An 18,491-nucleotide genomic window follows, 5' to 3' on the forward strand; every position below is an offset into this window, starting at 1 on the left:
ACTGGAGTCTCGCTCAGCGCCCGCTGAGGCGCCTGGCGTTTTCCAGGTGCGCGGTGAGCCGCTCCTGGATGCGTACGGTCGCCTCGTCGAGGGCCTTGCGGGTGCGCCGCCCGCTGCCGTCGCCGGGCGCGAAGGGCTCGCCGAAGACGATGTCGAAGCGGCTGCGCAGCGGTGGCAGCGCGGATATCAGCCGCCCGCCGCGTCCGCTGCTTCCCAGCACGGCGACCGGGACGATCGGGGCCCCGGAGCGCAGGGCGAAGTACGCGAGCCCGGCGCGCAGGGAGCCGAAGTCGCCGCCGCCCCGCGTGCCCTCGGGGAAGATCCCGAGGACCCCGCCGTTCTCCAGGACGCCGAGGGCGCCGGTCACCGCGGTGCGGTCCGGGCTGGAGCGGTCCACCTTCAACTGCCCGATCCCGGTGAGGAACGGGTCGAGGGGGCCGGTGAAGGCCTCCTTCTTGATGAGGAAGTGCACCGGCCTGGGCGCCGTGCCCATCAGCATGGGGCCGTCGATGTTGTGGGCGTGGTTGACGGCGAGGATCACCGGTCCGGTGGCCGGCACCTGCCAGGCTCCGAGCACCCGCGGACGCCACAGCGTGTGCATCAGGCCGATGCCGATGCCCCGGCCGACGGCGGCGCCCCGCGCGGACGGTACGGTCACCGCCCGGCCCGCTTCTCCTCGACGAGAGCGACGACACACTCGATGACCTGCTGGAGCGTGAGTTCGGTGGTGTCGACCTCGACGGCGTCGTCCGCCTTGGCCAGCGGGGAGGTCTTGCGGCCGGAGTCGGCGGCGTCCCGCCTGATCAGCGCCTCGCGGGTGGACGCGAGATCGGCCGCCTCCCGGCCCTTCAGCTCGCCGCTGCGACGGGCCGCACGGGCCTCGGGGGAGGCGGTGAGGAAGATCTTGACATCGGCCGCGGGGAGGACGGTGGTGCCGATGTCCCGGCCCTCGACGACGATGCCCTTCTCGGCGGCCGCGGCGATGGCCCGCTGCAGCCCGGTGATCCGGGCCCGTACCTCCGGGACCGCGCTGACGGCGCTCACCTTGGAGGTCACCTCCCGGGTGCGGATCGGGCCGGCGGCGTCGGCGCCGTCCACGCTGATCGCCGGGGCGAGCGGATCCGTACCGGACTCGATCGCCGGCTTGCCGCAGACGGCGGCGACGGCCCCCGGGTCGTCCACGTCGATGCCGTTGGTCAGCATCCACCAGGTGATCGCCCGGTACTGCGCGCCGGTGTCCAGATAGCTGAGCCCCAGCTCTGCGGCGACCGCCCTGGAGGTGCTCGACTTGCCCGTGCCGGAGGGCCCGTCGATGGCGACGATCACGGATTCCACGGTGTCGGAGACCTTCCTGAAGCTGGTGTGCGGGCAGGGCGGAGTGCCGAGGTGCCCTGCACAAGGTTACCGAGTGCGGGCCGGGCCCCGTGCACCGCTTCCCGGACCGGGCGGCCGGGCCCGGGAGGCGGGCGCGGCCGGGCCCGGGGAGCAGCCGTGGCGGGCCGGGCAAGCGGCCCGCCCCGCGGGTCACTGGCGCAGCGCCCAGCCCCGCTCCCGGAGGGCCGCCGACAGCACGGGGGCGGCCGCGGGCTCCACCATGAGCTGGACCAGACCCGCCTGCTGCCCGGTCGCGTGCTCGATGCGGACGTCCTCGATGTTGACGCCCGCGCTGCCCGCGTCGGCGAAGATCCGGGCGAGCTCGCCCGGCCGGTCGCTGATGAGGACGGCGACCGTCTCGTACACCGCGGGCGCGGCACCGTGCTTGCCGGGCACCCGCCCGCGGCCCGTGTTGCCGCGGCGCAGCACGTCCTCGACCCCGCTCGCGCCGTCGCGGCGCCTGTCCTCGTCGGAGGACTGCAGCGCGCGCAGGGCGCCGACCGTCTCCTCCAGGTCCACGGCGACTCCCGCGAGGACGTCGGCGACGGGGCCCGGGTTCGCCGTCAGGATGTCGATCCACATCCGGGGGTCGGAGGCGGCGATCCGGGTCACGTCGCGGATGCCCTGCCCGCACAGGCGCACGGCCGTCTCGTCCGCGTCCGCCAGGCGTGCGGCGACCATCGACGAGATCAGCTGGGGCGTGTGCGAGACCAGTGCGACCGCGCGGTCGTGGGCGTCGGCGTCCATCACGACGGGGACCGCGCGGCAGAGCGCGACCAGTTCCAGCGCCAGGTTGAGCACCTCGGTGTCGGTCTCCCGGGTCGGTGTGAGCACCCAGGGCCGCCCCTCGAAGAGATCGGCGGTGGCCGCCAGCGGACCGGACCGCTCCTTGCCGGACATGGGGTGCGTACCGATGTACGCCGACAGGTCGACTCCCAGCGCCTCCAGCTCGCGCCGCGGACCGCCCTTGACGCTGGCCACGTCGAGGTAGCCGCGGGCGGTCCCGGCGCGCATCGCCTCGGCGAGCGCCGCGGCGACATGGGCCGGCGGCACGGCGACGACCGCGAGGTCGACGGGCCCCTCGGGGGCGTCCTCGGTGCCCGCGCCGAGCGCGGCCGCGGTCCTGGCCCGGGTGGGGTCGTGGTCCCTGAGGTGGACGGTCACGCCGCGCCCGGCGAGCGCCAGGGCCGCCGAGGTGCCGATCAGGCCGGTTCCGATGACGAGGGCGGTCCTCACTGGGCGATGTCCTTGCGGAGGGCGGTGGCCGCGCCGAGGTAGACGTGCGCGATGTCGTTCCTGGGCAGGTCGGACTCGATGTGGGCGAGCACCCGCACCACGCGGGGCATCGCTCCGGCGATGTCGAGTTCCTGGGCGCAGATGAGCGGCACGTCGACGATGCCGAGCCCCCGTGCCGCGGCCGCCGGGAAGTCGCTGTGCAGATCCGGTGTGGCGGTGAACCAGATGCTGATGAGGTCGTCCGCCGTGAGCCCGTTGCGCTCCAGGATGGCGGTGAGCAGCTCACCGACCTGCTCGTCCATGTGCCCGGCCTCGTCCCGTTCCAGCTGGACGGCTCCCCGGACGGCTCGTACCGCCACCTTGCACTCCTCCTCGGCGTCGACTCCGCGGCTGCGGTCCCGCGGCTGCTCCGCTCAGCCTAGTGCCGCGTCGGGCAGGGCCGGCCCCGCAGCGGCCGACCGCCTGGACGCGCAATCGCCGCGACGCCCGGAGGGGCGCGCCGGCACGGCCCGGCCGCGGGGCGCCGCGGACCGGAGGCGCCGCCGCCCGGTGGTCGGAGATCGCCCACTGCGGCAGCTGCCGCCGGCAGGGCGGCCACCGGGCGCCGCCCGACTCGACAGGCAAGTGAATACTTGCCTATTGTGGCGTCGTGGCCGACGACCTCTTCAAAGCCCTGGCCGACGCCACCCGCCGCACCATCCTCGACGAGCTCGCGGAGAGGTCCGGGCAGACGCTGTTCGAGATCTGTGCGCGACTGAGCACACGGCACGGGCTCGGCATCTCGCGCCAGGCGGTCTCCCAGCACCTGACCGTGCTGGAGGCCGCCGGCCTGGTGGAGACCAGGCGGGAGGGCCGCTGCAAGTTCCACGACCTCAACACGGCTCCGTTGCGGCGGATCACCGAGCGATGGCCCGCACCCCCCGTACCGAACCCGGAGGACAGCACCCGATGAAGATCCATCTGACCAGCGTCCTCGTCGACGACCAGGCCGCAGCGCTGCACTTCTACACCGAGGTCCTCGGCTTCCTGAAGAAGCACGACGTCCCCCTCGGCGAGCAGGACCGGTGGCTGACGGTCGTCTCTCCCGAAGAGCCCGGCGGCACCGAACTCCTCCTGGAGCCCGCCCGCCACCCCGCCGCCAGGACCTACCGCGACGCACTCGTCGAGGACGGCATCCCGCTCGCCCAGTTCACCGTCGACGACGTGGCGGCGGAGTACGAGCGCCTGAGCGCCCTCGGCGTCCGGTTCACCCAGAAGCCCCTGGAGACGGGCCCGGTCACCACCGCCGTCCTCGACGACACCTGCGGCAACCTCATCCAGATCGCCTCGCGGCCGCGGTAGGCGGCCGGCCGCGAACGGCGCCCTCCCGGACCGTCCGCTCCACCGCGCCGGTTCCCCCAGGCTCCCCGCCCACCGGTGCCCGCGTCCACGTCCGTGATCGCCACCGCCTGCCCGCTCACCCGCACACGCGGTTCGGCGGTGGAGGCTTCCACCCGGAGCACGCTGGGCCGGCCGAGGTCCTCCCCCTCGCGGATGCTGAAGGCACCGGACGGCGGGAGGGCGCCGAGGGCGCGCAGACGCCGCGGCGGCGGGGAGCCCGCTCCCGGCCGAGCCGGACCGGACCGGGCGCGGGTGGAGGACTTCCTGGTCCGGGTACGGAAGGCGTCAGCGCTGCGGGAGGCCCAGCCGGGTCATGGCTCAAGCATCCCAAAGGGCACCCAGCGTCAGCAGTTCGCTGCGGTACTCGATGCGCTCCTCCCATTCCTTGGGCCAGGCCCTGGCCCCGAGGTGGGCCCCGGCGAAGGCACCGGCAAGGCAGGCGATCGAGTCGGAGTCCCCGCGGGTGCAGGCGGCGCGGCGCAGCGCCGTCAGCGGCTCCTCGGGGAAGAGCAGGAAGCAGTGCAGCGCGGTGGCGAGGGCCTCCTCCGCGATCCAGCCGTCGCCGGTGGCGAGGCAGGGATCGGCCTCCGGGTCCGCGTCGCGCAGGGCGTCGGCCAGGCGCTCCAGCACCGCGAGGCACTCGTCCCAGCCGCGCCCGATGTAGTGCTCCGGTGTGGCGTCGTCGGCGTATGTCCAGAGGTCGCCGAGCCAGCGGTGGTGGTAGCGGGAGCGGTTCTCGTATGCGTAGGACCGCAGCCGTCCGACCAGGCCGGCCGGTTCCGTGCCGCGGGCCAGCAGGTACACGGCCCGTGCCGTGAGGTCGGAGGCGGCCAGCGCGGTCGGATGGCCGTGGGTGAGCGCCGCCTGGAGTTGGGAGGCTCCGGCGCGCTGCCCGTCGCTGAGGCCGGGCACCAGCCCGACGGGCGCGACGCGCATGTTCGCCCCGCACCCCTTGGAGGCGAGCTGGCTGGCCTCCTGCCACGGCATGTCGCTGTCGAGCTTGTGGCAGGCGGCCAGGCAGGTGCGGCCGGGCGCGCGGTTGTTGTCGGGCGAGTGGTACCAGTCCACGAACTCCTCGCGCAGCGGCCGGACCAGCCGCACCGGGGCGAGCAGCCCCCGGTGCGTGGCCGTGCGGATGGCGCGGGCCAGCGCGAGCGTCATCTGGGTGTCGTCGGTGACGACGGCGGGCCTCGGCAGGTCCCTCTCGCGCCAGGGCCCGAACGAGGAGCGGATCGACGGCAGGTCCTTGAACTCGGTGGGGAAGCCGAGCGCGTCCCCGAGCGCCAGCCCGACGAGGGTGCCGGTGGCGGCCTGCTTGGTGGCGGTCCTCGCCGCAGCCAGGCCGGTCATGTCCTTCATGTCGAGTGCCGTCCTTCCGGTCGCAGAAGCGGAGGGTGCAGGGCGTTCGCCGGCCCCGCGCGGTAGAGCGCGGCCGGTTTCCCCCGGCCGCCGGTCAGGCGCGCGCCTCCTTCGACGGCTTCCACGAAGCCTGGCGTGGTGAGGACCTTGCGCCGGAAGTTGGGGCGGTCGAGCTCGACGCCCCAGACCGTCTCGTACACCTGCCGCAGCTCGCCGAGGGTGAACTCGGCGGGGCAGAAGGCGGTGGCGAGTCCGGTGTACTCGAGTTTGGCGCCGACCCGCTCATGGGCGTCGGCGAGGATGCGCTCGTGGTCGAAGGCGAGACGTTGCGGGCCGCCGTGGGCCTTCCAGCAGGCGTGCGCGGCGTCGCCTCCGCCGCGCGGTTCGGGCAGATCGGGCAGGAGGGCGGTGTAGGCGACGGACACGACCCGCATCCTCGGGTCGCGGCCGGGGTCGCTGTAGGTGCGCAGCTGCTCCAGATGGAGGCCGGCGACGGTGGACTCCGAAAGGCCGGTCTCCTCGGCGAGTTCACGGCGGGCGGCCTGCTCGGCGGACTCCCGCGGGAGAACGAAGCCGCCGGGCAGCGCCCAGGCTCCCTGGTACGGCTCGGTACCCCGCTCGATCAGCAGGACGTGCAGCCGGCCGTCGCGGACCGTGAAGACGGCGAGGTCGACGGTGACGGCGAAGGGCGGGAACGCCCTCGGGTCGTATCCCTCGACGGTCACCGGAACTCCCGCACGGGCACGTCCCCGCTCCGGGCGCGGAGGGGGACCCCGAAGGCTGCGGAGTGCCGCCGCTCGGCGTGCGGTTCGCCCACGGCGTCGACCGCGTGGGCCTGCTGCCGGCGCTGCGGTCCGGTGACGGTGACGTGGCCGGTGGCCCGGTCCGGGACCGGTGCCGGCCGGACCGTGCCCACGCCCCCCGCCGCGAGCAGCCGCGTGCACCCGGCGTGCGCGGTGCGGAGCGCCGGGAGGACGCCGGAGCCTGGTCCACCCCCGTGGGTCCAGGTCCACCGGCCGTACGCGGCGGGGGGCGTGGGCACGGTCCCCGGCCACGCACCGGCGCAGGGGCCGGCCCCGGGGAGGAGCGGGAGGCCGGGAAGGCCGTCGGGGGTCCTGACGGGCCGGCCGGCGATGTGCCGCCGGGCCACGAGCCCTGCGCGCAGGGCCCCCGCGCCGAAACCGAGCGCCGCGGCCCGGGGGGCAGGGGTACCGAGCGGCCTGATCCGCGGCTGCCGCAATGGCGCGAGTACCTCCGCGAGACCCATGACCACCCCCCTTTAGAGTCATGATGACTATAAAGGGGGGAGGGTCGGCCCGGCAAGCATGACGGCGGAAGGCCGGGGCACGGCGCCCGGCGCGGGCGGTGCGGCAGCGGCAGCACGACGGCAGAGAGACGAGAGGGGGAAAGGGGGAAAGGGGGAAAGGGGGGAAAGGGGCGAGAGGGAGAGGGAGGAGAGGGGGGAGCCCGGCCGAACGCCACCCGCCGTCCGGGGCGCATGCCATCAGCGGGAGCGTGACGCTGTGCCGCTCCCCCACCACGCAACCGCAGGCCTTAGAGACCGACTTCCTTCATCAGCATGCCGACCTCGGTGTTGCTCAGCCGGCGCAGCCAGCCGGATTTCTGGTCACCGAGCGCGATCGGGCCGAACGCCGTCCGTACGAGCTTGTCGACCGGGAAACCCGCCTCGGCCAGCATGCGCCGGACGATGTGCTTGCGGCCCTCGTGCAGCACGACCTCGACGAGGTAGTTCTTGCCGGTCTGCTCCACGACCCGGAAGTGGTCGGCACGGGCGTAGCCGTCCTCCAGCTGGATGCCTTCCCTGAGGCGCTTGCCGACCTCCCGCGGGAGGGGGCCCTGGATCGCGGCGAGGTAGGTCTTCTGCACTCCGTACTTGGGGTGCGTCAGCCGGTGCGCCAGCTCGCCGTGGTTGGTGAGCAGGATGATGCCCTCGGTCTCGGTGTCGAGGCGGCCCACGTGGAACAGGCGGGTCTCGCGGTTGGTGACGTAGTCCCCGAGGCACTGGCGGCCGTCCGGGTCCTCCATCGTGGAGACGACCCCGGCCGGCTTGTTGAGTGCGAAGAACTGGTACGACTGTGTGGCGACCGTCAGGCCGTCCACCTTGATCACGTCCTTGGCCGGGTCGACCCGCAGGCCCTGCTCGGTCACGATCTCGCCGTTGACCTCGACACGGGCCTGGTCGATCAGCTCCTCGCAGGCGCGCCGCGAGCCGTAGCCGGCGCGGGCGAGTACCTTCTGCAGCCGCTCGCCCTCCTGCTCGGCACCCGGGAACGTCCTGGGCGTGCTCGACCGGGGCTTGTTCGCGTGACGCTCGCGGTTGCGCTCCTCGGCGCGGGCCTCGTACTCGCGGGAGCGGGCGGGTGCGGTACGCCCGCCGCCGCGCTGCGGGGACTGCTTGGGCCCCCCCTTGGCGCCGCCCCGGGCGGTCGCGCCGCGGCCCTTCTTCGGGCCGTCGGACACCGGGCCCCCCATGTCGTAGCGGCGCTCCTCGGGGCGGGGCTTGCCCGCGCGCTTCTGCCCGTCGTCGCGCTGCCCCCCGCTCCTCGACCGGGCGGCTCCCCCACCGGTGCCCCGGTAGTCGCCGCGTCCACTGCTGTTCCTGCCGCTGCTTCGCATCAAAGTTCCGTCGTCGTCGTGTCGTCTGCGTCTGGGTCCGGTGCGTCCGGATCGAACGACGGGACGCCCTCCTGGGTCTCGGCCTCGATCGCGTCCGCCTCGGGGAGGAAGGGCGCGAGTTCGGGGAGCTCGTCGAGGCCGCGCAGGCCCATCCGCTCCAGGAAGTAGTTCGTCGTCCCGTACAGGATCGCACCTGTCTCGGGTTCCGTGCCCGCCTCCTCGACCAGGCCGCGCTGCAGCAGGGTGCGCATGACTCCGTCGCAGTTCACTCCGCGCACGGCCGAGACCCGGGAGCGGCTGACGGGCTGCCGGTACGCGACCACGGCCAGCGTCTCCAGGGCGGCCTGGGTGAGCCGGGCCTGCCGGCCGTCGAGGACGAACCGCTCCACGGCGGCGGCGTGCTCGGGGCGGGTGTAGAAGCGCCAGCCTCCGGCGACGAGCCGCAGCTCGAAGCCGCGGCCCTGGAGCGTGTACTCGTCCGCGAGCCGGCGCAGGGCGTCGGCGACGGCGCGCCGGGGCTGCTCGAGAATCCGGGCGAGGTGCTCCTCGGTGGCCGGCTCGTCGACCACCATCAGAACGGCCTCGAGGGCGGGCTCCAGGGCCGACCGGGCCCCGGGGGCATCCCCGGCCCGGGGCTCGTGCGGCGCCACGGAGGCGTCCTCCGGCACGGAGGAGTCCCCGGCACCGGGCGCGTCCCGGGCCCCGGGTGCGGCGGCGGTGCGCGCCCCGGGCACTGCGGCCTCTGCGAGGTCATCGCTCACGCCGTGTCCTCCATGCTCTCGGGAGTCCGGTCGAACTCGTCGGTGACACGCGCCTCGGTATCGCCGCCGGCCCAGGTGATCACGAGTTCGCCCAGGGCGTCCTGCTGGTCCAGGACGACCGCCTTCTCACGATAGAGCTCGAGCAGGGCCAGGAAGCGGGCGACCACGGTGAGGGTGTCCGCCACGCCGTCGGTCAGCTCCCGGAAGCTCGCCCTGCCGCGCTCGCGCAGCAGGCCCACGACGACCTCGGCCTGCTCGCGTACGCTCACCAGCGGCGCGTGGATGTGGTCGACGTACACCTGCGGCTTGGGCCTGGGCTGCATCGCCTTGACCGCCAGCCTGGCGAAGCCCTGCGCACCGATGCTGATGACGACGTCGGGAAGCAGCTCGGCGTGGTGGTCCTCCAGGCCGACGGTGCGCGGATGGCGCCGGGCCTCCTCGTCGAGCCTGCCGCCGAAGACCTCCGCGACCTGCTTGTACGCGCGGTACTGGAGCAGCCTGGCGAACAGCAGGTCCCGCGCCTCCAGCAGTGCGAGGTCCGCCTCGTCCTCCACCTCCGCGGCCGGCAGCAGCCGGGCGGCCTTCAGATCCAGCAGGGTCGCCGCGACGACGAGGAACTCGGTGGTCTGGTCGAGGTCCCAGTCGGGTCCCATGGCGCGGATGTGGGCCATGAACTCGTCGGTGACCTTGGACAGCGCCACCTCGGTGACATCGAGCCTGTGCTTCGAGATGAGCTGGAGCAGCAGGTCGAACGGCCCCTCGAAGTTGGCCAGCCGCACGGTGAACCGCCCGTCGCCGGCGAGCGCCGCGACCGGACCGTCGGGCCCCGGGGCTGGTCGCCGCTCCCGGCCCTGCCCCGGGGCCGGCCCGCTGCCGCAGGCCGTCTCCGCACGGGCGTCGTCCCGCGCGGGGGCGCCGGCGGGTGCCCCGGGTGCCTCCCCGCACGCCGGGGGAGCCTCCCCGTCGGGATCCGGGGCCGCCGGCCGCACGGGCGCCGCCCCCGGGCCGCGGCCCAGGGCGCGGCGGGGCGGGCGGGCCGGAGGCCGGGAGGCGGGGTCGTTCGGCGGCATCGTGGTCCAGGGAGCGGGGGGATGTCGCGCGAAGGCTACCGGGTCAGCGGCCGCGCAGGCGCCGCACCAGGATGCTCGCGTCGCCCCGGGACTCCAGATCGGCCAGGACGACCGCCACCGCCTCGCGGACGATGCGCCCCCGGTCCACGGCCAGCCCGTGCTCGCCGCGCAGCACCAGACGGGCGTGCTCGAGGTCCATCAGCTCCTCGGCCGAGACATAGACCGTGATCTTCTCGTCGTGCCGTTCCCTGCCGCTCGGCCGGCGCGCCGCCGCGCGTCCCCGGCGGCGGGGGGCCGCGGCCTCCTGCGGGCGGCGGTTCTTCTGCGCGCCCTGCGCCGCCGGGGGCGGCTGGTCGCCGTCGGCGGCTCGGCTCCGCGGCACGGACGCCTCCGTGTCGCCGGCCGGGGAGTGCTCGTCGGAGGCCGCCGGGGCGCCTTGGCCGGACGACGCGGGCGGGCTCTGCGGTGCGGGCGGAGACGACTCCGCCGGGCCGTTCTCACCGGCCGGAGCCGGGACCCGCGCCTCGCTGTTCACCCCCGCCGGCCCGCGCCTCGGGGACGAGGACTGCAGCCCCGTGCCCCCGGTGGTGCGGAACAGTTCGTCGGCTCCGGGCAGACTCACTCGGCGTGACACCGGGCGAGCACCTCCCTGGCGAGCTGGCGGTAGGCCGCGGCACCGACGGAGTTGGACGCGTACGTCGTGATGGGCTCGCCGGCGACCGTCGTCTCCGGGAAGCGCACCGTGCGCCCGATGACCGTGTGGTACACGTGGTCGTCGAACGCCTCGACCACCCGTGCCAGCACCTCGCGGCTGTGCACCGTGCGCGAGTCGTACATGGTGGCGAGGATGCCGTCGAGCTCCAGCTCGGGGTTGAGCCGTTCCTGGACCTTCTCGATGGTCTCGGTGAGCAGGGCGACGCCGCGCAGGGCGAAGAACTCGCACTCCAGCGGCACGATGACCTTGTGAGCCGCCGTCAGGGCGTTGACCGTCAGCAGGCCGAGCGAGGGCTGGCAGTCGATCACGATGTAGTCGTAGTCCTGCAGCAGCGGCTTCAGGGCGCGCTGCAGCGTCGACTCCCGGGCGACCTCGCTGACCAGCTGGACCTCGGCCGCCGAGAGGTCGATGTTGCTCGGCAGCAGGTCCATGTTGGGCACGGCGGTCTTCAGCAGGACCTCGTCCGCGGACATGCCCCGCTCCATGAGCAGGTTGTAGACGGTGAGGTCGAGTTCCATCGGGTTCACGCCGAGACCGACCGACAGGGCCCCCTGCGGGTCGAAGTCGACGAGCAGCACCCGGCGGCCGTACTCCGCGAGCGCGGCGCCCAGATTGATGGTCGACGTCGTCTTGCCCACGCCGCCCTTCTGGTTGCACATCGCGATGATCTTCGCTGGGCCGTGGTCGGTGAGCGGGCCGGGGATCGGGAAGTACGGCAGCGGGCGCCCGGTCGGGCCGATGCGCTCGCGGCGCTGGCGGGCCGCGTCGGGGGCGAGTGTGGCCGCGTACTCCGGGTCGGGCTCGTACTCGGCGTCGGGGTCGTAGAAGTGCCCCTCGGGCACCTCGTCGTAGTCGGCGAAGTGGGTGGACTCTCGGCCACCCCCGTTGCCGGCCGTGGCGTTCACGTGTTGGCCGTCCGTCATCTTCATCGTGTGGACTGTCGTCGTCATGCGCTGGTGCGTCGCGAAGGTACGGACAGCGGCGGAGCCGACGGCTTCGGGCCCGGACGAGGGCGCCCGGCCCGGCATCGTGGGCACCTGCACACCCAGGGGGCGCACCGTGAGCATTCCTGGTCGCCCGCCCCCGGGAGAAAATGTCGACTCATTCACAAGTCGTCTTACCTCCTTGGACGTGACCAGGCAACTTATCGATAGGTCAGCGTGGCATCATGCCGACGATTGGCGACTCTATGGCGTGTCACCGGTCCGCAGCAACACAATCCCCCGGACCCGGCCCGATGTGTCGGCAACCGAACACCCCGCTGTCAAGGGTGCGCGGCAACCGTTCCGCGCTTCCCGTGGAGGTGCGAATCGGTTGAAGGGTTACGTTCGAGGCGAGTTGAGCAACCGGGCGCACCGCCCGGACACGCCTCCGGCCGGACCCGCTGCTCAAGGTCCGGCCGGATACATGATGTTGACGACCCTGGTTGACGGGGCGGTCGCGGGCCCCGCCCCGCGCTCAGCCGAGCAGTGCGTCCAGCTCGACGCCGGCGAGGCCGTGCGCCTCGGCGACCTCCCGGTAGACGACCTGTCCCTCATGGACGTTGAGGCCCTTGGCCAGCGCGGGATCGCGGCGGAGCGCCTCGACCCAGCCGTTGTTCGCCAGCGAGACGACGTACGGGAGCGTGGCGTTGGTGAGCGCGTTGGTGGAGGTGTTCGGCACCGCACCGGGCATGTTGGCGACGCAGTAGAAGACCGACTCGTGCACCCGGAAGGTCGGCTCGGCGTGGGTGGTCGGACGGGAGTCCTCGAAGCAGCCGCCCTGGTCGATCGCGATGTCGACAAGGACACTTCCCGGCTTCATCCGGGAGACGAGTTCGTTGGTGACCAGCTTCGGGGCCTTGGCACCGGGGATGAGCACCGCTCCGATGACGAGGTCGGCGTCGAGTACGGCCTTCTCCAGCTCGAAGGAGTTGGACATGACGGCCTTGACCTTGGTGCCGAAGATCCTGTCGGCCTCGCGCAGCTTGTTGATGTCGCGGTCCAGCAGCGTCACCTCGAAACCCATGCCGACGGCGATCTGGGTGGCGTTCCAGCCGGAGACCCCGCCGCCGACGACGACGGCCTTGGCCGGGGTCACTCCCGGGACGCCGCCCGGCAGCACGCCGCGGCCGCCCGCCGGGCGCATCAGGTGGTAGGCGCCGACCTGCGGGGCCAGCCGGCCCGCGACCTCGGACATCGGGGCGAGGAGCGGCAGGGAGCGGTGGGGGAGCTCGACCGTCTCGTAGGCGATGGCGGTGGTGCCGGACTCGATCAGCGCGTCCGTGCACTCCTTGGACGCGGCGAGGTGCAGGTAGGTGAAGAGCACCTGGTCCTTGCGCATGCGGTGGTACTCCTCCGCGATGGGCTCCTTGACCTTGAGCACCATGTCGGCGGTGGCCCACACCTCATCGGCGGTGGGCAGGATCCGCCCGCCCGCGGCGGCGAACTCCTCGTCCGTGATCGACGAGCCGGCACCGGCGTCCGCCTCGACGCACACCTGATGGCCGTTGCGCACCAGCTCTTGCACGCCGGCGGGGGTGATGGCCACCCGGAACTCGTTGTTCTTGACCTCGCGGGGGATGCCGACCTTCACGTCGATCACGGTCCTTGGCTCAGGGGGATTGTGGTGCAGTTCCATAGGTACCCGGATAGGCCGGGCATATCGGATGGACCGGGACGACACCCGGCAGAGCCAGTCTAATGAAGGACTTCCAGCTGTCTAGCCTTGCAAAGTAACTTTCTTTGATGTCATTGCTACGGATTTCGCAGGCTGGAAACCTCGTCTCCCAGTAGCCGTGCAGCGGCGGAGCGATGCAGTCCTGCCGCGGCGGCGTCCCCGAGGCGCTCCAGTGTGTCGGCCAGCCGCAGCTGGAGGGCGGCCTGGAGCCGCAGGTCCCCGGCCCGGCGCGCCCAGGCCACCGCCTCCTCGCAGGTGCGCAGCGACTCCTCGGGGCGCCCCGCGTACTCCTGGACCCGGGCCGCCTCGCTCAATGCCCGTGCGTGCCCGGGCAGATCACCGAGGCGCCGGTATCCGGCCGCGGCCGCGCGCCAGCTGCGCAGCGCCTCGCCGTACCGTCCTGCGTAGGTGTGCACGCCCCCCAGCCGGCCGTAGAGCCGGGCCTCGTCGGCCCGCTCCCCGCGGAGGAGACGCTGGGCGAGGGCGCGGCCGTACCAGTCCGCCGCCCGCTCCCAGTCCCCGAGCTCCTGGTGGGCGCCGCCGACGGATTCCATCGCGCGGGCCGCGGCATACGGGTCGTTTCCGCGCCGGGCGGCGTCCAGGGCGGCCCGGTACCGCGCCAGCGCGTCCGCCGTCCGGCCCGTCCGCGCGTCCAGGTCGGCCAGGTTCAGCAGCGCGGCGGCCTGCTCCCGGTGCAGTCCCCGGCGCACCGCCACATCCAGCACGAGCCGGTGCAGACCGTAGAGCTCGGGTGCGGCCGACTCCGTGCCCCGGTGCGCGACCAGGGCCCGGACGAGAGCGGAGATCAGCCGCCGGGCCAGGGTGTCCAGCTCTCCGTCGGCCACCGCGATCCGTGCGGCGGCGACCAGCACGGGCCTGCGCGCCTCCAGCCAGGCCCCGGCGGCCCCGGCGCCGGGGAACCGCAGGGCACGCGGCAGCCCGGCGAGCTTCCTGCGGGCCGCCGAGTCCTCGGGTTCGGTGACCGCGCGGCAGGACTGCAGCAGCCGTACGGTCCGCTCCAGCATCCGGGCCCGGGCGAGCTGCACCTCCGCGGGCCGCTCCTCCTCGGCGACCCGCGCCCGCAGCAGCGGGGCGAGGCAGCCGGGCACCTCGTACTGCTCGCCGCCCACCTGCTCGCCGCCCGCCCGCCCGTTCCCCTCCGCAGCGCCGGCGGCGCTGCGCAGCAGCCCGAGCGCGGCGAAGTCCTCCAGGGCCGAGCGGGCCGCCGAGACCGAGCAGCCGGCCAGGGCGGACGCGGTATGCGCATCCACCCGCCCGGCGGGGGCGAGGGCCAGCAGGCGCAGCAGCCGCCCCGCGGACTGCGGGAGCGAGTCGTGGACGAGCCGGAAGGCCCGCGCCAGCGGCCGGGCGCCGACGGGTACCTCCGGGTCGTCGGACTGCCCGTGCAGCTGCTTGGCCGCGTCGGCGACCGAGACCTGGGGGCGGGCCGCCAGCCAGCCGCCGACCAGCATCATCGCGGCGGGCTGACCCCCGCACTGCTCCACCAGCGACTCGGCGGTCTGCGGGTCGACGGTCACCCGGACCGAGCCGGTGAACCGGCTCAGCAGCTCGATCGCCGACTTGGCGTCCATGCCGCCGATCGTGCACGGCCGCACATCGGGGATACCGGTGAGCGGCCCCTGGGAGACGGCGACGACCAGGCACTCCGGGTTGTCCGGCAGCAGCGGGTCCACCTGCTCCGCGTCGGCGGCGTCGTCCAGCACGAGCAGGCACCGCCGCACGGCGAGCGCCTCGCGGACCATCCCGGTGAGCACGTCCTCGTCGGCGCCGGCCGGTGCGGTGGAGCCGAGCGCCTCCAGGAGTCCGCGCGCCACGCGTTCGACGGGGACGGCTTCGCCGCCCGGCTCGGTGAGCCCGGCCCACAGCACCCCGTCCGGGTACGCGTCCGCCAGGCGCCGGGTCAGTTCCGCGGCGAGGGCCGTCCGGCCCGAGCCGGGCCGGCCGGCGACGAGCAGCACCCTGGCGCGGGGCGCCTTGCGTCCGGAGATCGTGTCCAGACCGGCCCGCTCGATGTCGGCCCGCAGCGCCTTCAACTCCCGCTGGCGCCCGATGAATCGCCCACCCACGGCGTCAACGATCGCATGGCCGGCCCGCTCCTCGGGCACGGGGCCTGCCTGCGACGGGCGGTTCTCGGACGAGGGCTCCTCGAAGTCCACCGCCTGATCCGTCACGGGCCACGCTCCCCAGTCCATCACCGCATGAGCCGAGTCCGCACCGGGTGCCCGGGCGGGCGCTCCGAGCGTAGTTCAGGCATCACCCGGAACCGGGCAGAGCACGGCGCCACGCGGCGGGGGTATCCCTCGATCGGATGAGCGGATGGTCACACCAGCCCTGGCGGGGTCGTGGGGGCCGTGCCCGAGGTACCCGAAGGACCGCCCAGCCCCCGGCGGCCCAGTTCCCGGACGCCCGTCCCCGAGGTGCCGGAAGGACCGCGCGCCGGCGGGAACCCCGCCGGAAGCCACCGCGGCGAACGCGGGCCGCGCCTTCCACCCTCCTCACCCGCGCCTCGCACCCTCCTCACCCGCGCCTCGAACGGGCGGGTCCTGCCCGGAGCGGGCGGGTCCCGCCGGAGCGGGCGACCCGGCGGTCTGCGCCCCGGACGCGCGAACCCGGCGGCCCCGGACGCGCCGGGCCTACGCCTCGAACGGGCGGGCCGGCCAGGGCGCCTCGGCAGGGCGCAGGGAGCCCGCTCCCTCGCCCGCGAGCGCCGCGGTGAGCGAGAGGACGCCGACCACGAGGCAGTTGTTGTGCAGGTCGCCGGCGAGCACACCGCGCAGCAGGTCCTGGAGCGGGACGCGGGCCAGCTCCATGTCCGCCTCCTCGTCCAGGACCGGGAAACGCTCGCCCTCCGCCTGCGACAGATCACGCGCCAGGAAGATCCGCACGGCCTCGTCGCAGCCGCCCGGTGTGGGGTACACGTCCGCGAGGACCCGCCAGTCGACGGCCTTGACGTGGGCCTCCTCGTACAGCTCGCGCTGGGCCGCGGTCAGCGGGTTCTCGCCGGGGACGTCGAGGAGCCCGGCCGGGATCTCCCAGAGCCTCTGCCGCACGGGGTGCCGGTACTGGCGCAGCACCAGGACCCGGCCGTCCTCGTCGAGCGCGACCACCGCCACCGACCCCGGGTGCACCTGGTAGTCGCGGCGCGCGACCGAGCCGTCGGGCATGACCACGTCATCGGTGCGGACACCGGTCTTGTTGCCCCTGAACGGCGTCGCGGTGGCGGTGACCCGCCATTCCTCGGGGGTGTCCTTGATGGTCATGCGCGTCCTCCCATAACGCCGGAACCGGGGCAGGAACGCGTCCGTCCCCGCCCCCGGCCACCGTAACGCCCTTCGCCTACCCGGCCGTCCCGCGTCCCGCGCCCAGCCCGGCGGTCTTCCGCTCCACGGCCGCCTTCACCAGGCCCGCGAAGAGCGGGTGCGGACGGGTCGGGCGGGAGCGCAGCTCCGGGTGGGCCTGGGTCGCGACCAGGTACGGGTGCACCTCGCGCGGGTACTCGACGTACTCCACGAGCTTGTTGTCCGGGGAGGTCCCGCAGAAGACGATGCCCGCCTTCTTCTCCAGCTCCGCGCGGTAGGCGTTGTTCACCTCGTAGCGGTGCCGGTGGCGCTCCTCCACGTAGGGCTGGTCGCCGTAGGCCCCGCGGACGACGGAGCCCTCCGCGAGCTTGGCCGGGTAGAGGCCGAGGCGCATCGTCCCGCCGAGGTCACCCGCGCCCTCCACATACGCCAGCTGCTCCTCCATGGTGGAGACCACCGGGTGGGGGGTACCCGCATCGAACTCCGTGGAGTCGGCGTCGGGGATCCCGGCCAGGTTGCGCGCGGCCTCGATCACGATGCACTGCAGGCCGAGGCAGAGGCCGAGCAGCGGGATCCGGTTCTCCCTGGCGTAGCGGATCGCGCCGACCTTGCCGTCGACGCCGCGCTCGCCGAAGCCGCCCGGGATCAGGATCGCGTCGACATCGCCGAGCTGCTGGTGCGCGCCCGCGGGCGTGCGGCAGTCGTCGGAGGTGACCCACTTCACCGTGACCCGGGCCCGGTTGGCGAAGCCGCCGGCGCGCATGGCCTCGGTCACCGACAGATAGGCGTCCGGCAGGTCGATGTACTTCCCGACGAGCGCCACGCTGACCTCGTGGTCGGGGTGGTGGACCCGGTCCAGCAGGTCGTCCCAGGTCGTCCAGTCGACATCGCGGAACGGCAGGTCGAGCTTGCGCACCACGTAGGCGTCCAGGCCCTCGGTGTGCAGCACCTTCGGGATGTCGTAGATCGACTTGGCGTCGATGGCCGCGACCACGGCAGCCTCGTCGACGTCGCACATCAGCGAGATCTTGCGCTTGATGGCGGTGGGCACCTCGCGGTCGGCGCGGAGCACGATCGCGTCCGGCTGGATACCGATGTTCCGCAGCGCCGCCACCGAGTGCTGGGTCGGCTTGGTCTTCAGCTCCCCGGACGGCCCGATGTACGGCAGCAGCGAGATGTGCACCACGAAGACGTTGTCCCGGCCGACCTCGTGGCGGACCTGGCGCACGGTCTCCAGGAACGGCAGCGACTCGATGTCGCCGACCGTGCCGCCCACCTCGGTGATCACCACGTCCACGTCGTCCGTGGCCATCCGGCGGATGCGGTGCTTGATCTCGTTGGTGATGTGCGGGATCACCTGGACCGTGTCGCCCAGGTACTCGCCCCGCCGCTCCTTGGCGATGACGGTCGAGTAGACCTGGCCGGTGGTGACGTTGGCGGAGCCGTCGAGGTCCACGTCGAGGAAGCGCTCGTAGTGCCCGATGTCCAGGTCGGTCTCGGCGCCGTCGTTGGTGACGAACACCTCACCGTGCTGGAACGGGTTCATCGTCCCGGGATCGACGTTCAGATAGGGGTCGAGCTTCTGCATCGTGACCCGCAGGCCCCGCGCCTTCAGGAGCGCGCCCAGGCTGGAGGCGGTCAGGCCCTTGCCGAGGGACGAGGCGACACCCCCGGTGACGAAGATGTGCTTGGTCGTCGTGGATGTCGAGGAACGAGCCGGCATGGCCAAGAGGGGGCTCCCGTGGTCGCGAGGTGTTTCGTGCGCGACAGCGCCCCACGGGGAGAATCCGGGGATCACCGGGGGTGCCGTCGCTGCGGTTCGGAGGCCGCCGTCCCTCGCGGGGGCACCACCGTCCACGGGCTACCAGGGTATCAGCGCCCCGGGGAGACTGCTCCCGCCCGCACGGGGCATGATGGCCTTCGGCGGGCTCCGACCGGGTCTACCGGGCGCTCACCCGTTCGGTCGCGATGCATTGTCGAG

18 protein-coding genes are annotated in these 18,491 nt (G+C 73.6%); 2 read left to right on the forward strand and 16 right to left on the reverse strand.

Features of this window, described 5'->3' with window-relative positions; translation table 11 throughout:
• Positions 1–13: 13 nt before the first annotated feature.
• From SCWH03_RS16055 to aroH, 4 genes are all read right to left on the reverse strand, one after another.
• Entirely contained in the window at positions 14–601 is a 588-nt protein-coding gene (locus tag SCWH03_RS16055; RefSeq protein WP_254076789.1) for a lysophospholipid acyltransferase family protein, read from the reverse strand.
• A 53-nt stretch (positions 602–654) separates the two neighbouring features.
• Positions 655–1,335, reverse strand: a complete 681-nt coding sequence (gene cmk / locus SCWH03_RS16060) for a (d)CMP kinase (protein ID WP_173264924.1) — start codon at positions 1,333–1,335, stop codon at positions 655–657.
• A gap of 189 nt (positions 1,336–1,524) precedes the next feature.
• Entirely contained in the window at positions 1,525–2,610 is a 1,086-nt protein-coding gene (locus SCWH03_RS16065; RefSeq protein WP_173264925.1) for a prephenate dehydrogenase, read from the reverse strand.
• Positions 2,607–2,969 (reverse strand): chorismate mutase, encoded by a 363-nt coding sequence (gene aroH, locus SCWH03_RS16070; RefSeq protein ID WP_173264926.1) that lies wholly within the window; start codon positions 2,967–2,969, stop codon positions 2,607–2,609. The genes SCWH03_RS16065 and aroH overlap by 4 nt, the downstream gene beginning before the upstream one ends.
• Before the next feature lie 290 nt (positions 2,970–3,259).
• On the opposite strand from aroH, the gene SCWH03_RS16075 reads away from it, so the two are divergent.
• Positions 3,260–3,562: an ArsR/SmtB family transcription factor gene (locus SCWH03_RS16075; RefSeq protein ID WP_173264927.1), complete on the forward strand. Its 303-nt coding sequence runs from the start codon at positions 3,260–3,262 to the stop codon at positions 3,560–3,562.
• Positions 3,559–3,951: a VOC family protein gene (locus tag SCWH03_RS16080; RefSeq protein ID WP_173264928.1), complete on the forward strand. Its 393-nt coding sequence runs from the start codon at positions 3,559–3,561 to the stop codon at positions 3,949–3,951. The genes SCWH03_RS16075 and SCWH03_RS16080 overlap by 4 nt, the downstream gene beginning before the upstream one ends.
• Before the next feature lie 357 nt (positions 3,952–4,308).
• On the opposite strand, the gene SCWH03_RS16085 is transcribed toward SCWH03_RS16080, so the two are convergent.
• The 12 genes from SCWH03_RS16085 to pyrG form a co-directional block, all read right to left on the reverse strand.
• Positions 4,309–5,349: an ADP-ribosylglycohydrolase family protein gene (locus SCWH03_RS16085; protein WP_173264929.1), complete on the reverse strand. Its 1,041-nt coding sequence runs from the start codon at positions 5,347–5,349 to the stop codon at positions 4,309–4,311.
• Positions 5,346–6,074, reverse strand: a complete 729-nt coding sequence (locus tag SCWH03_RS16090) for an NUDIX hydrolase (protein WP_173264930.1) — start codon at positions 6,072–6,074, stop codon at positions 5,346–5,348. Before SCWH03_RS16090 ends, SCWH03_RS16085 begins: the two co-directional genes overlap by 4 nt.
• Positions 6,071–6,616 (reverse strand): hypothetical protein, encoded by a 546-nt coding sequence (locus SCWH03_RS16095; protein WP_173264931.1) that lies wholly within the window; start codon positions 6,614–6,616, stop codon positions 6,071–6,073. Before SCWH03_RS16095 ends, SCWH03_RS16090 begins: the two co-directional genes overlap by 4 nt.
• 287 nt (positions 6,617–6,903) lie before the next feature.
• On the reverse strand, positions 6,904–7,986 hold the full coding sequence (locus SCWH03_RS16100) for a pseudouridine synthase (RefSeq protein WP_173264932.1): 1,083 nt from the start codon (positions 7,984–7,986) through the stop codon (positions 6,904–6,906).
• The gene (scpB, locus tag SCWH03_RS16105; protein WP_254076790.1) at positions 7,986–8,558 is read right to left on the reverse strand and encodes an SMC-Scp complex subunit ScpB; all 573 of its coding nucleotides are present in this window, start codon (positions 8,556–8,558) and stop codon (positions 7,986–7,988) included. The genes SCWH03_RS16100 and scpB overlap by 1 nt, the downstream gene beginning before the upstream one ends.
• 185 nt (positions 8,559–8,743) lie before the next feature.
• The gene (locus tag SCWH03_RS16110) at positions 8,744–9,817 is read right to left on the reverse strand and encodes a segregation and condensation protein A (protein WP_173264933.1); all 1,074 of its coding nucleotides are present in this window, start codon (positions 9,815–9,817) and stop codon (positions 8,744–8,746) included.
• A 43-nt stretch (positions 9,818–9,860) separates the two neighbouring features.
• Positions 9,861–10,451 (reverse strand): hypothetical protein, encoded by a 591-nt coding sequence (locus SCWH03_RS16115; RefSeq protein WP_173264934.1) that lies wholly within the window; start codon positions 10,449–10,451, stop codon positions 9,861–9,863.
• The gene (locus tag SCWH03_RS16120) at positions 10,436–11,560 is read right to left on the reverse strand and encodes a ParA family protein (RefSeq protein ID WP_173264964.1); all 1,125 of its coding nucleotides are present in this window, start codon (positions 11,558–11,560) and stop codon (positions 10,436–10,438) included. Before SCWH03_RS16120 ends, SCWH03_RS16115 begins: the two co-directional genes overlap by 16 nt.
• A gap of 430 nt (positions 11,561–11,990) precedes the next feature.
• Positions 11,991–13,106, reverse strand: coding sequence for an alanine dehydrogenase (ald, locus tag SCWH03_RS16125; protein ID WP_173264965.1), 1,116 nt, complete (start codon positions 13,104–13,106; stop codon positions 11,991–11,993).
• A 161-nt stretch (positions 13,107–13,267) separates the two neighbouring features.
• The gene (locus SCWH03_RS16130) at positions 13,268–15,382 is read right to left on the reverse strand and encodes a tetratricopeptide repeat protein (RefSeq protein ID WP_173264935.1); all 2,115 of its coding nucleotides are present in this window, start codon (positions 15,380–15,382) and stop codon (positions 13,268–13,270) included.
• A 462-nt stretch (positions 15,383–15,844) separates the two neighbouring features.
• Positions 15,845–16,471 carry an NUDIX domain-containing protein gene (locus tag SCWH03_RS16135; protein WP_173264936.1) on the reverse strand — a complete coding sequence of 209 codons (627 nt, stop codon included), beginning with the start codon at positions 16,469–16,471 and terminating at the stop codon, positions 15,845–15,847.
• Positions 16,472–16,547: 76 nt separating this feature from the next.
• Positions 16,548–18,233, reverse strand: a complete 1,686-nt coding sequence (gene pyrG / locus SCWH03_RS16140; RefSeq protein ID WP_173264937.1) for a CTP synthase — start codon at positions 18,231–18,233, stop codon at positions 16,548–16,550.
• Positions 18,234–18,491: the final 258 nt, after the last annotated feature.

This window comes from Streptomyces pacificus, from assembly GCF_011766325.1.
GTDB lineage: Bacteria > Actinomycetota > Actinomycetes > Streptomycetales > Streptomycetaceae > Streptomyces > Streptomyces pacificus.

Excerpts from the sequence above, each read along its gene's own strand:
- SCWH03_RS16055 (WP_254076789.1), bottom strand. The coding sequence starts at position 601 with ATGCACACGCTGTGGCGTCCGCGGGTGCTCGGAGCCTGGCAGGTGCCG.
- SCWH03_RS16080 (WP_173264928.1), top strand. The coding sequence starts at position 3,559 with ATGAAGATCCATCTGACCAGCGTCCTCGTCGACGACCAGGCCGCAGCG.
- SCWH03_RS16085 (WP_173264929.1), bottom strand. The coding sequence starts at position 5,349 with ATGAAGGACATGACCGGCCTGGCTGCGGCGAGGACCGCCACCAAGCAG.
- SCWH03_RS16095 (WP_173264931.1), bottom strand. The coding sequence starts at position 6,616 with ATGGGTCTCGCGGAGGTACTCGCGCCATTGCGGCAGCCGCGGATCAGG.
- SCWH03_RS16100 (WP_173264932.1), bottom strand. The coding sequence starts at position 7,986 with ATGCGAAGCAGCGGCAGGAACAGCAGTGGACGCGGCGACTACCGGGGC.
- scpB (WP_254076790.1), bottom strand. The coding sequence starts at position 8,558 with ATGGTGGTCGACGAGCCGGCCACCGAGGAGCACCTCGCCCGGATTCTC.
- SCWH03_RS16110 (WP_173264933.1), bottom strand. The coding sequence starts at position 9,817 with ATGCCGCCGAACGACCCCGCCTCCCGGCCTCCGGCCCGCCCGCCCCGC.
- SCWH03_RS16120 (WP_173264964.1), bottom strand. The coding sequence starts at position 11,560 with ATGCCGGGCCGGGCGCCCTCGTCCGGGCCCGAAGCCGTCGGCTCCGCC.
- SCWH03_RS16135 (WP_173264936.1), bottom strand. The coding sequence starts at position 16,471 with ATGACCATCAAGGACACCCCCGAGGAATGGCGGGTCACCGCCACCGCG.
- pyrG (WP_173264937.1), bottom strand. The coding sequence starts at position 18,233 with ATGCCGGCTCGTTCCTCGACATCCACGACGACCAAGCACATCTTCGTC.